Here is a 13269-nt window from a genome sequence, read left to right on the forward strand (position 1 = left end):
GATTATTAAAGATTTAATTGTAAGTGTTACAGTTGATGATATTGATGTAGAGATTAAAGTTTAGAGTAGAAAGTGCACCTTAAATTTTAAAATGTAAATTTAAAAATGTAAGCTAGTACAATCTAAAAATTATAATCACTCAATAGATTCAGGGATTTATTTGTTTATTATAAATAAGTGGGAGTAGATTTTTCTACTCCCACTTTGTATATTATTATTTAATCAAAAATTATCACATTAAAATCCTAAGATTAGTTGATATTTCCTGCTTTATTAGCAAATAACTCCTTAATAACATTGTTTCTAGTAGCTAAATCTCCATTAGAATTATTTGTTTTTTTCATAATTACAGAATAACGCTTTTTATTTATAAAAAATATTAAAATCTTATCATCATCAAAGTTATATTCTTTGTATCTATCAATAGATTCATAACCTAAATTTAAGATGTTTTTATCTTTTATGCTATCTACATCCAAAACATATGATGGGTCAGCCTTTAGTAATATATTAATTAAACATTTTTCTTCACCAGCACAAAATAAATCAACCTTATTTGATATAGACTTAGATTGTTCTGAAGTTATTTTTACAGGAATAAGATTACTATTGCTATCTCTTAAAAGAGAACCATATGTGTCTTGTTGATATACTAAATTAACTTTTTTCTTAGGAACACTTACCATCTTATCCAAATGTACATAATGATGATTTTCAACAAAGCCTTCATTTAATATTTCAACAAAGTTGTCAATTTTACCTAAACAAAAAGATTCTATAGATTCTTTACAGAATTTATTTGTAAATGGTATAATGTTTACGTTTTCCTCGTCTATATTCCATGCTATAGCATAATCCAATGAATATACTTCTTCCTCTATATCTGCAAAATTATATTGTACTATGTTTCCTTTCAAAATTACTCAACCTCCATCTTATAATATATTTAATATACTTTATAAAACTTATATTATACTTAAATAATATCATAAATTAAATGAATATGATATAGTAAATGATGAAAAAATTGAAAAAAATAACTATAAATGAGTATTAAATATAAATAGTATATACTAATGGGATGAAAAATGTCCACTATTAACTTTATTACCCCGCATGTTTATAATTAAATTATTAATATAAAATAGAATCTATCGACAATGAATGGACTTTTAAAAGAACTTAATATAAAATTAATTAAATAAATACTTAAAAATGATTTACTTTAATGATAAAATCGTATTAAAGGAGGTTAATTTTATGGATATAAAAAATAAAATTAAATCTATGTTTTTGCCAGATAAAGATGACTATTTAGATGATGAAGAATTTGAGGATGATATAAAAATTAATGAGGATAATTCAGAAGAAGATAATAATGTACATTTAAATGACTTAAGCAGAGTGAAATATGACTATAGAGAATTAAAAGACATAGAAAATCAAACTGAAGAAATGTGTTTACTAGCAGTAAGGCAAGATGGTACAATAATAGAATTTGTAAAAGATAAGACTGATAGGGTGTGCATGGAGGCAGTAAAGCAGACTTATAAAGCTCTCAAATACATAACAAATCAAACCGAAGCTATATGTATAGAGGCCGTAAAACAGAATTATAGAGCATTATATTACGTAAACGACAAGACAGAAAATATATTAATTGAAGCTATAAGAAGTGCATCAACTCATGATGTTATGGAAGTTTTTAGATTTGTTGAAGAGCAGACAGAAGAGGTATGTTTAGAATTAATAGAAAGAGCATCAAAAAATGATGTGGCAGAAATATTAAAGGATATAAAAGAACAGACTCCAACAATATGCTTAGAAGCAGTAAAAAAAGATGGAAAGTCTTTAGCTTATGTTAAGGAACAAAATAATAGTATATGTTTAGAAGCAGTAAAGGAAAACTACAGTGCATTGCCTTGTGTAGAAGAACAGACAGAAGAAATATGTATAGAAGCAGTAAAGCAAAATGATTTTGCCTTGTATTATGTAAATGAACAGACAGAAAAAATATGTATAGAAGCAGTAAGACGAAGTTATATGGCTCTTCAATATGTAAATAAGCAGACGGAAGAAATCTGTTTAGAGGCAGTAAGAAATGATGGAAGAGCACTACAATATGTAAAAGAGCAGACAGAGAATATTTGTTTAGAGGCAGTAAGACAAAATGGGAAAGTATTACAATATGTAAAGAAACAGACAGAAGAAATATGTATAGAAGCTATAAGGGGCTCATTTAAAGATTTTGAAATAAAAGAAATATTGACCTATATAAAGATACTAACAGAAAAAGTATGTTTAGAGGCAGTAAAGCAAAATGGAAATATTCTTAAATATATAGAAGAGCAAACAGAATCAATGTGTATAGAGGCGGTAAAAGAAAATTACAGTGCTATACAATATGTAAAAGAGCAAACAGAAAAGGTTTGTTTGGAAGCAGTAAATCAAAGTTTTGAGGCACTTAAATATGTAAAAGAACAAACAGAGGATATTTGTTTAAGGGCAGTAAGACAAGATTATAGAATGATAAAATATGTTAAAAATCAAACAGAAAAGATATGTTTAGAAGCAGTAAAACAGAATTATAGAGCTTTGGAATATGTAGAAAATCAAACAGAAAAAGTTTGTTTAGAGGCAGTAAAACAGAATAGAAAAGCACTTCAATATGTGAAGCAAAAACAAAGTTAAACATATATATTACGAAAATAAAAGCAAAACTAAGGTATATCATAAAAATAAATATAAAATTAAGGATTTATAATAAAAATAAAAGCACATAACTTATATGCTATAAGTTATGTGCTTTTATGCATATAAAGCTTAATAAAACTCTTTTATTATAACTTTTTTATTATATAAAAAATAACAAAATGATTATATAGGTCTTTTTTTGACCAGTTTTACAATTTCAATAACTAGTTTTGAAAAATATATTGAATTTTCTCAAAAAAGACGCTATTCTATATATGTAAAATTTTTTTCTGGAGGTAATAATGTTTAAGAGATATGCTGATAAAATGACATCTGTTTTAATTTATAACAACATGATAGATAACCATGAATCTAGGGTGTATTCTTATGGATTTGAAATATTAATTGCTTTTATAGTTAATATAACGACCATACTACTCTTAGGTTTTTTATTTGGGAAATTTACATATATATTATTTTTTTTAATATGTTACTGTCCAATAAGACAATTTTCTGGAGGGTATCATGCAAATAACTATTTTAGATGTCTATTAACCTTTATTTTTATAATCTTATCTACAATATTTATTATAGAAAATCTAAATGTATATTTATTTAAAAATATTATTATGATTATTGCTAGTATTAGTTGGATTGGAATTTGCATCATGTGTCCAGTAGAGCATAAAAGTAATCCTATAAGTGAGATAGAAAAGTTAACTTATAAAAAAATTGCTATATCTATGTCTACAGTAGTCTTGTTAATGACAGTTTCAAGTTTTTCATCAAATGTATTTATGGATTATTTTATATATAGTGCTTTTGCAATGTTTTGGATTTGTATAATGCTAGTATTAGGTAAATTAAAATCTAAAAAGAATATAAGTAAAATGTGTACGAGGGAGAATTAAATTATGAAAAAGTTTATTGTGAAAATTATGAAGTGTGCTAGTTCATTAGCACTGAGTACTGCAATTTTGTCAGCAAATAGCACTTGTCCATGGATTATACATCAACCCAAGGTACCAAAAGAAATTAAGAATTTAAAAAAGATAAATTAAAAACAAGCAATTATTTATATGAAATAATTATAAGAAATATTATGGTTTAATAAATACAAAATAAGCAAATTATTTATATAGAATTATTATAAAAAGAACTTATTATACTTTTAATAAATATAAAATAAGTAATTAGATACAAAAATTTTATTTTATGAGTACATAATATACTTTATTTTGTAATGTACAAGTGTGCTAATTTAGGGGGATATAGTGTATCCATTGAAATGACTTACGAGTAGTAAGTCATTTTTGTATTGTATGTATTTTAAGCAAACTGTATGATATAATGAAGGGTAAAGTTTAATTAAAATAGTAAAAAACTTTAGTATAGATAGTAGTTTAGGAGGTAGGTTATGAGTATAATACATAAATTTTCTATGAATGGATATAATATCGTTTTAGATGTGAATGGAGGAGCTGTTCATGTATTAGATGATGTTGCATACGATTTATTAGATTTTTATAAAGAAAAAAGTAAAGAAGAAGTACTAGATATATTAAAATCTAAATATCAAGAAGAAAAAATAAATGAAGCATATGAAGAAATATTAAATTTAGAAAAAGAAGGTCTTTTATATACAGAAGATACATATCAATATCATCCAAGCTTTGTACATAGAGAGCCTGTAGTAAAAGCATTATGTTTAAATGTAGCACATGATTGTAATTTGAAATGTAAGTATTGCTTTGCAGCTCAAGGGGATTTTGGTGGAGAAAAAGAACTTATGAGTTTTGAAGTCGGTAAAGCAGCAATAGATTATTTGATTGCCAATTCTGGAAGTAGAAAAAACTTAGAGATAGATTTCTTTGGTGGAGAGCCTCTAATGAACTTTGAAGTTGTAAAGCAATTAGTTGAATATGGAAAAAGTATTGAAAAGGATTATAATAAAAATATAAGATTTACAATAACTACAAATGGTGTTCTGTTAAATGATGAAATTATAGATTATATAAATGAAAATATGCATAATGTAGTTTTAAGTTTAGATGGAAGAAAAGAAGTCAATGATAATATGAGACCAACTTTAAATGACAAAGGTAGTTATGATATTACATTGCCAAGATTTAAAAAACTTGTAGAAGGAAGAGCAAAAGATAAGTATTACTATATAAGAGGTACATTCACAAGAGATAACTTAGATTTTTCTAAAGATGTTATGCATTTTGCAGATTTAGGGTTTAAATTAACATCTGTAGAGCCAGTTGTTGGAGATGAAAGTAATCCATATGCACTTAGAGAGGAAGATTTACCAAAAATATTTGATGAATATGAAAAATTTGCGGTGGAGTATGCAGATAGACAGTTACAAGGAGATGGATTTAAATTTTTCCATTTTATGATAGATTTAAATCAAGGACCATGCGTAATAAAGAGAATAACTGGATGTGGTGCTGGAAATGAGTATCTTTCTGTAACACCAAGTGGAGACATATACCCATGTCATCAATTTGTTGGAAATGAAGAATTTAAAATGGCAAATATATTGGATAAAGAAATTGTACTTCCAGAAAAGTTAAAAAATACATTTAGAGAAGCTCATGTATATACTAAGGAAGAGTGTAAAAAATGTTGGAATAAGTTCTATTGTTCAGGTGGATGTCATGCAAATGCAATAAACTTCAACAATGATATATCAAAACCATATGAGTTGGGCTGTGAAATGCAAAGAAAGCGTACAGAATGTTCTATTATGATACAAGCAAAATTAATGTTAGAAGGAGCAAATAATTAAATTTATATCTTAAAGGAGTTGTTTATATATGATTAGAGAGTATTTAGAAGATAAACCTTTAATTGATGAAAGTGTCTTTGTAGCAAAATCAGCAGATATAATTGGAAATGTTAAAATCGGTAAAGATTCAAGTGTATGGTACAATGCAGTAGTTAGAGGAGATGAAGGACCAATAACTATTGGAGAAAATACTAATATACAAGACTGTTCAATAGTACATGGAGATGAAAATACTGTAATTGGGAATAATGTAACAGTAGGGCATAGGTCAATAGTTCATGGTTGCAAAATTAGTGACAATGTTTTAATTGGAATGGGTTCAATAATACTAGATAATGCTGAAATAGGAGAATACACTTTAATTGGAGCAGGTACATTAATTACATCTAATAAAAAGTTCCCACCAGGAGTTTTAATAATGGGCTCTCCCGGAAAAGTAGTTAGAGAACTTACTGAAGAAGATAAAAAATATATTGATGAGTCATATCAATGGTATTTAGAAGCAGCACAAAATCAAAAATAACAATTAAAGAGTGGTTGTTTCAAAACATGCTTAAATTTGTTTTGAGGCAACCACTAATTTATTTTATTAGGTTAGTTGGTATTTTAATTTTGAGAAAGCAGTTGTTTAGAATAGGTATGAAATGTCAAAAATAAAAATTAACTGAGTTAAAGAAATTTAATAAAATTACTAGTATATGTGATAAAATTAAATATTAAAGAGGATATAAGATATTAGAGTATCAATTAGTAAAATAATGTCGTAGACAGAGATAAATTAAGGTGTAAGTTTTTGGGTATACCTATTCTAGGAGTGAAAAAATTTGAGAATAAGTTATAGGAATTTAAAGAGATATAGAGAAATTGGATATATTTTGATAAAGTATGGTTTTAGTTTTATTGTAGAAAGATTAAATATAGAGGGCATAGCATATAAAATACCACTATTTGACCCACCAGAAGAAATAAAAAATATGACAACTGGTGAGAGAATGAAAAGAGTCTTAGAAGAACTAGGACCTACATATGTAAAAATAGGTCAAATATTGAGTACAAGAAAAGACTTGTTAGACCAAGATATAATTGATGAAATATCAAAGCTTAGAGATGATGTAGAAAAATTTGATTCAAATATAGCCATTGAAATATTTAAAGAAGAAGTAGGCTTAAGCATAGAAGAAGTATTCTCAGAATTTAAAGAAGAACCAATAGCAGCAGCTTCAATTGGTCAAGTTTATGAAGGAATACTTAAAACAGGAGAAGAAGTGATTGTAAAAATTCAAAGGCCAAATATAGAGAAGATAATAAAATCTGACTTGGAGATTCTTAGAACTATTGCACATACATTAAAAGACTTAAAAAAAGATTTTAATTTAGATTTAGAGCAAATGATAGAAGAATTTCAAACTCAATTAATGAGAGAACTTGACTACAATTTTGAATCTATAAATGCAACTAAATTTTCTAGGATATTTAAAAATAGTGATGAAGTATATATACCAAAAGTATATTCAGAATATAACAGTAAGAGAATTTTAGTAATGGAGAAAGTTAATGGCACAAAGTTAAGTGATGTAGAAAAAATAAGAAAATTAGGTTACAATACAAAAACTATTGTTGAAATAGGTGTTAGGTCTTTTTTTATACAGGTATTGTCACATGGTTTTTTTCATGCAGACCCACATCCAGGTAATATATTTATAGTTGGCAGAAACAAGATAGCATATATAGACTTTGGAATGATTGGAATTATTGATAATAGAACTTTGAACCAATTAAATGAAATTGCATTAGCAGGTGTAGAAAAAAATGTTGATAAAATAATTTACTTATTAATAGAAATGGATGCATTAAATGGAGAAGCTGATGTTAAAGGTCTTAGACAGGATTTATTGTATCTAATACATTACTACTATGATATCTCTATAGAAAAGATAAATGTGACAGATATATTAAATGAATTGTTTAGATTTTTTAGACAGTATAAGATAATTATGCCTGCACAGTTTGTAACACTTGCAAAGACTATTATAACATTAGAGGGTACAAGTAGAACCTTGAATACAGATTTTTCTCTTGGCTCTATGGGAAAAGAGTTTATGAAGCATCATTATAAAAGTAAATTCAATCCTAAGAATGTAGTTTTAAATTCAAGACAAAATGTGGAAGAGATATTGCTTGACGTAAAAACTATTCCAAAACAGTTAAAAGCAATCTTAAGAAATGTAGAAAGAAATAATATAAAAATGCAAATTGAAGATGTTAAAATGACAAAATTAGAAATTTGTATAACAGAATTAACTTCTCAAATGTCATTAAGTTTAGTATTAGCATCCATCATAGTAGGTTCTTCACTTATAATTGCATCACCAAATATAGAAAATAATATATGGATAAAATTTACTGCTATAGCAGGGTTCTTTATTTCTTTTATAATAGGGCTATGCTTAGTTATAAGAAGTATTAGGTCAAAATACAAAAAAGATTAGGGGGAATTAAATTTGAAAAAATGGAAACTGAAATATAAAGGGAAGATAGAGGAAAGTGAATTTAGCAAAAAACTTAATATTTCCCCGGAAATCTGCCAAATTTTAAAAAATAGAGGTATATATACTGAAAAAGATTCAGAAATATTCATGAATCCATCTTTAGACTATTTAAGAGACCCTTTATTAATGAAAGATATGCAAAAGGCTGTAGATAGAATAAAGTCAGCTATTGATAAAAAAGAAAAAATTTGGATTTATGGAGATTATGATGTTGATGGTGTATCTTCTACTTCTATTTTATGTTTATATTTTAATAGTATAGGATATCATGTGGATTACTATATTCCAAATAGACTAGAAGAAGGCTATGGTATAAATGAAGAGGCTATAAAGCTTATAAGCTCTAGGGGATGTGACTTGATTATAAGTGTTGATTGTGGAATTACATCAGTATCTGAGGTTAACCTAGCAAATAATTTGGGTATAGATGTTATAATAACAGACCATCATGAATGCCAAAATGAAATTCCCTCAGCTTTTGCAGTAATAAATCCAAAGCAAGAAGATTGTAACTATCCATTTGATGCATTATGTGGATGTGGTGTAGCATTTAAAATGATACAAGCACTTACTCCAAAAGAAGATTTTAAGACTAGCATGTATGATTATTTAGAAATAGTAACATTGGCAACTATTTGTGATATTGTTCCACTTGTGGATGAAAATAGAATAATTGTAAAAAATGGTTTAAAATTAATGAAAGAAGGCAAAAATATTGGATTAAGAGAGCTTATAAAAGTTTGTGGTGTAGAAAGTGAAAAAATAGGTTCTTCTCATATAGGCTTTGCAATTGGGCCTAGAATAAATGCATCAGGACGTTTAGGATATTCTTATTTGGGTGTTGAGTTATTTACTACTCAATCTAAAGATGAAGCTGTTGAAATAGCTAATATATTGGAAGAAAAAAATAATGAAAGACAGATGATTGAGGCTCAGATGTATCATGAAGCTGAGGAAATATTAAAGTCCAATAGTAGATATAATGAAGATAAAGTATTGGTTTTAGCTAAAGAAGGTTGGCAACATGGGATAATAGGAATTGTAGCATCTAAGTTGACTGAAAAATACTATAAACCAACGATTCTTTTAGGTGTAGAAGATGGAGAAGCTACTGGTTCAGCAAGGTCAATAAAAGGATTTAATATATTTGAGGCTCTTGTAAAGTGCAAAGACTTAATGACTAGGTTTGGTGGACATGAGCAAGCAGCTGGATTGTCTTTAAATTCAGAAAATGTGGAAGCTTTGGCTAATGAAATAAATAAGTTTGCAGATTATAATTTGACTGAAGATGATATGATAGAAAATGTAAATGTTGAATTTGAACTACAAGAAAATGTAATAAGTTTAAATCTTGTGGAGGAATTACATAAGTTAGAACCATTTGGATTAAATAATCCTAATCCTAGATTTATAGTTAGGAACTATATTCTAAAAGACTTAAAAATCATAGGTAAAAATCAACAACATTTGAAATTAAGCATAGAAAATGAAAAGTGCTATGAATGTATAGGATTTAACATGAGTCATTTAAAATCATTATTCAAGGTAGGAGATAAAGTAGATGTATTGTTCCAACTAGATGAGAACAACTATATGGGAAATAGGAAAGTGCAGTTTCTACTTAAAGATATTAGATTAGCTCGACCTAAAAGTGCAAGTAATGACAAACTTTCGCTAAAATTAATGTCAAAAATAATACCAAAAGATTCACAAAGCTTGTATAATATATCTGAGTCTGGTTTTGAATTATTTGATGGAAATACAGATATAAATATATTTGATTATTTTGAAAAAGAGACATTGATAATATCTAATTCTATAAATGGATTCTATAGAGCAATATCAGATGTATCACTTATAGATTTGGATTTTAACATAAATTACAATATTATTGAAGATATTAACAAAAATACTGATAAATTAGAGCTTATATTTTCTCCTAATATTGATAAAATAGACTTAAAAAGATATAATAATATTATTCTTTATGATTATTTATACAATAAAGGCGAATATTCGTATATATATGAGAATAAAAGAGAAGAAAGTGAAATTATAAAATATTATAATAAAACAGACCTATTATATTTAAAGAATGTAGTTAGTAATATAGTTCCATCAAGAGATGAATTTATAACAATTTATAAACAAGCACTTATAAAAAAAGAAATTGATTTGGATATGGTAAATATAAAGGGAACTTTTAATGTAATTCCATTAAAGTTTTTTACGATATTGAATGTGTTTAGAGAATTAAATTTACTTGACTTTAATTTAAATTATGAAAAAAATTCTGTACTCATAAGAATATTGCCAAAACCACAGAAAAAATTAGACTTAAATGAGAGTTTAATACTCAATAATCTAAAAAAATTAGAAAAACAATACAATAGCAGTTATTAGGAGGCGTTTCCCATGGATTTAAAAAACTTTATAAGGAATATTGATGATTTCCCAAAGCCAGGTATAGATTTTAAAGATGTTACAACTCTATTTAAAGACGGCGAGGCATTTAAATATGCAGTAGATTCTATGGCTGAAGAATTGAAAAGCAAGGGTGTGGATTTAGTAGTAGGTCCAGAAGCAAGAGGATTTTTGATGGGTACACCTGTAGCATATGCACTAGGAGTAGGATTTGTTCCAATTAGAAAACCTGGAAAGTTACCAGGAGAAGTTGAGAGTTATGAGTATGGATTAGAGTATGGTACGGATACTTTAGAAATACATAAAGATGCAATTAAAAAAGGTCAAAAAGTGGCAATAGTAGACGATTTATTGGCTACTGGTGGAACTATGGAAGCTGCTGCTAAGCTTGTAGAAAAATTAGGTGGAGAAGTAGTTTCTATGCAATTTTTAATTGAGCTAGAATTCTTAAATGGGAGAGAAAAGTTATCTAACTATGATGTTAATTCTCTTATAAAATACTAGTACTTTTACAATAGTTGGTATAGCACCAACTATTTTCATATATATTAAAATTTTATACAAAATAGGTGGTTATATGCATGATAAAGAATTACAAGAAATAATTGAAAAGATAAAAGTTTATGCACCTAATGCAAATTTTGAAAAGGTTGAAAAAGCCTACAATCTTGCAAAAAAAGCGCATGATGGACAATATAGAAAATCTGGGGAACCATACTTTATTCATCCATTGGCAGTGGCAAATATTTTAATAGAGATGGAATTAGATATTGAAACTATAACAGCAGGTTTGCTTCATGATGTTGTAGAAGATACAGAATATACCTATGAAGACATAACAAAAGAATTTGGAAAAGAAGTAGCGGATTTAGTTGATGGAGTAACAAAACTTGGTCAGATAAAATATCGTTCAAAAGAAGAAACTCAATCTGAAAATTTAAGAAAAATGTTTCTAGCAATGGCAAAAGATATAAGGGTTATACTTATAAAGCTTGCTGATAGATTGCATAATATGAGAACGTTAAAATACATGCCTCCAGAAAAAGCAAAGTATAAAGCAAAAGAAACTTTAGAGATTTATGGAGGTATAGCCCACAGATTAGGTATATCTAAGATAAAGTGGGAACTAGAAGACAGAGCATTAAGGTTTATGGACCCAGAAGGGTACTATGAATTAGTTGATAGAGTGTCAATGAAGAGAAGTCAAAGAGAAGACTATATACAAGGGATTGTTGAGCTTCTTAAAGATAAGTTTAAAGATTTAAGTATACCATGTGATGTATATGGTAGACCAAAGCATTTTTACAGTATTTATAGAAAGATGCAGAAAAAACACAAGACTTTTGAAGAAATTTTTGATTTAACGGCTGTAAGAATACTAGTAGATAATGTAAAAGACTGTTATGCTGTACTTGGTATAGTTCATACATTATGGAGACCTATCCCAGGCAGATTTAAAGACTATATAGCAATGCCAAAGCCAAATATGTACCAATCATTACACACTACTGTTGTAGGGCCTGATGGAGAGCCTTTAGAGATACAAATAAGGACTCATGAAATGCATAATATAGCAGAAAATGGTATTGCAGCACACTGGAAATACAAAGAAGGTATTTCTGGCAAAGAAGTAAAAGTTGAAGAGAAACTTCAGTGGTTAAGACAAATGATGGAGTGGGAAAAAGATTTAAAAGACCCACAAGAATTTATGGATGCACTTAAAGAAGATGTATTTAATAGTCAGGTTTATGTATTTACTCCACGAGGAGATGTAATTGAATTACCAGCAGAATCAACTCCAATAGATTTTGCCTATAGAGTCCATACAAATGTAGGAAATAAATGTGTTGGAGCAAAAATTGATGGAAGAATAGTACCTATTGATTATAAGCTTCAAAATGGTAACATTGTTGAAGTACTTACATCATCTAATTCTAATGGTCCAAGTAGAGACTGGCTTAACATAGTAAAAACACCAAATGCAAAAAGTAGAATTAGACAATTTTTCAAGAAAGAAAGAAGAGAAGAAAATGTTGACCGTGGGAATACCATATTAGAAAGAGAGTTTAAGAAACATGATATACCACAGAAAGACCCTCTTGTTGAAAAATATATGGCATTAGTTGCCAAGAAGTTTAATCAGCCAAGTGTTGAAGACTTAGTTGCCACTGTAGGTTATGGTGGTATAATGTCATCTCAAGTTGTATCTAAAGTAAAAGATTTGTATTTAAAAGAAATTAAAAAAGTAAAAAAAGAACAACAGATGCAAGAAGAAGATTTAAATAAACACAATATGAGCGAAACAGAATACAGCAAAAAGAGAAAGAAAAATTCATCACAAGGTATTGTAGTAAAAGGACTTGATAATATCTTAGTAAGGTTTGCTAAATGTTGTAATCCACTTCCAGGAGATGAGATTGTAGGATATATCACTAAAGGTAGAGGTGTAGCTATACACAGAGCGGATTGTCCAAATGCAAATAACAATGGAGATTTCTTCCAAAATAGATTAGTGGAAGTGTCATGGAGTTCAGCAGGTAAAGGCAAGTTTGAAGCAGAGATTCAAATAAAGGCTGTTGACAGAAGAGGAATTGTTAATGAAATAACTCATATTGTTGCAATGGATAAACTTAGCTTAAATGGAATAAATGCAAGAAAAGGAAAAGATAGTATTGTAAGTATAAATCTACTTGTAGAAGTTAATGACACTGAGGAATTGAAAATTCTAATGAAAAAATTAAAAGCAATTCCTGGTGTAGAAAGTATTTATAGAATGACAAATTAGAGTTAAAATAATAGGGAGGA

General features: G+C 27.7%; 10 protein-coding genes. 9 read left to right on the top strand and 1 reads right to left on the bottom strand.

Features of this window, described 5'->3' with window-relative positions:
* Window positions 1-251: 251 nt before the first annotated feature.
* The gene (locus tag IC173_RS05030) at window positions 252-917 is read right to left on the bottom strand and encodes a hypothetical protein (protein ID WP_227434480.1); all 666 of its coding nucleotides are present in this window, start codon (window positions 915-917) and stop codon (window positions 252-254) included.
* A gap of 343 nt (window positions 918-1260) precedes the next feature.
* Between IC173_RS05030 and IC173_RS05035 the strand changes: the two genes are divergently transcribed.
* From IC173_RS05035 to IC173_RS05075, 9 genes are all read left to right on the top strand, one after another.
* A complete protein-coding gene (locus IC173_RS05035; protein ID WP_227482131.1) occupies window positions 1261-2691 on the top strand; it encodes a DUF4116 domain-containing protein in 1431 nt (476 codons plus the stop codon).
* A gap of 305 nt (window positions 2692-2996) precedes the next feature.
* Complete coding sequence (locus tag IC173_RS05040) at window positions 2997-3605, top strand: accessory gene regulator ArgB-like protein (RefSeq protein ID WP_227434482.1); 609 nt, start codon at window positions 2997-2999, stop codon at window positions 3603-3605.
* A 3-nt stretch (window positions 3606-3608) separates the two neighbouring features.
* Window positions 3609-3755, top strand: a complete 147-nt coding sequence (locus IC173_RS05045) for a cyclic lactone autoinducer peptide (protein ID WP_227434483.1) — start codon at window positions 3609-3611, stop codon at window positions 3753-3755.
* A gap of 356 nt (window positions 3756-4111) precedes the next feature.
* Window positions 4112-5491 carry a thioether cross-link-forming SCIFF peptide maturase gene (gene scfB, locus IC173_RS05050; RefSeq protein ID WP_227434484.1) on the top strand — a complete coding sequence of 460 codons (1380 nt, stop codon included), beginning with the start codon at window positions 4112-4114 and terminating at the stop codon, window positions 5489-5491.
* A 28-nt stretch (window positions 5492-5519) separates the two neighbouring features.
* On the top strand, window positions 5520-6014 hold the full coding sequence (locus IC173_RS05055) for a gamma carbonic anhydrase family protein (RefSeq protein ID WP_227434485.1): 495 nt from the start codon (window positions 5520-5522) through the stop codon (window positions 6012-6014).
* Window positions 6015-6315: 301 nt separating this feature from the next.
* Entirely contained in the window at window positions 6316-7980 is a 1665-nt protein-coding gene (locus IC173_RS05060) for an ABC1 kinase family protein (protein WP_227824276.1), read from the top strand.
* A gap of 12 nt (window positions 7981-7992) precedes the next feature.
* Window positions 7993-10443 carry a single-stranded-DNA-specific exonuclease RecJ gene (gene recJ, locus IC173_RS05065; protein WP_227855241.1) on the top strand — a complete coding sequence of 817 codons (2451 nt, stop codon included), beginning with the start codon at window positions 7993-7995 and terminating at the stop codon, window positions 10441-10443.
* Between the two features lie 12 nt (window positions 10444-10455).
* Window positions 10456-10968: an adenine phosphoribosyltransferase gene (locus IC173_RS05070; RefSeq protein WP_227434488.1), complete on the top strand. Its 513-nt coding sequence runs from the start codon at window positions 10456-10458 to the stop codon at window positions 10966-10968.
* A 73-nt stretch (window positions 10969-11041) separates the two neighbouring features.
* A complete protein-coding gene (locus IC173_RS05075; RefSeq protein ID WP_227434489.1) occupies window positions 11042-13249 on the top strand; it encodes a RelA/SpoT family protein in 2208 nt (735 codons plus the stop codon).
* Window positions 13250-13269 lie beyond the last annotated feature (20 nt).

Origin of the sequence: Clostridioides sp. ES-S-0048-02 (genome assembly GCF_020658495.1) — a bacterium.
GTDB lineage: Bacteria > Bacillota > Clostridia > Peptostreptococcales > Peptostreptococcaceae > Clostridioides.

Excerpts from the sequence above, each read along its gene's own strand:
- IC173_RS05035 (WP_227482131.1), top strand. The coding sequence starts at position 1,261 with ATGGATATAAAAAATAAAATTAAATCTATGTTTTTGCCAGATAAAGAT.
- IC173_RS05040 (WP_227434482.1), top strand. The coding sequence starts at position 2,997 with ATGTTTAAGAGATATGCTGATAAAATGACATCTGTTTTAATTTATAAC.
- IC173_RS05045 (WP_227434483.1), top strand. The coding sequence starts at position 3,609 with ATGAAAAAGTTTATTGTGAAAATTATGAAGTGTGCTAGTTCATTAGCA.
- scfB (WP_227434484.1), top strand. The coding sequence starts at position 4,112 with ATGAGTATAATACATAAATTTTCTATGAATGGATATAATATCGTTTTA.
- IC173_RS05055 (WP_227434485.1), top strand. The coding sequence starts at position 5,520 with ATGATTAGAGAGTATTTAGAAGATAAACCTTTAATTGATGAAAGTGTC.
- IC173_RS05070 (WP_227434488.1), top strand. The coding sequence starts at position 10,456 with ATGGATTTAAAAAACTTTATAAGGAATATTGATGATTTCCCAAAGCCA.
- IC173_RS05075 (WP_227434489.1), top strand. The coding sequence starts at position 11,042 with ATGCATGATAAAGAATTACAAGAAATAATTGAAAAGATAAAAGTTTAT.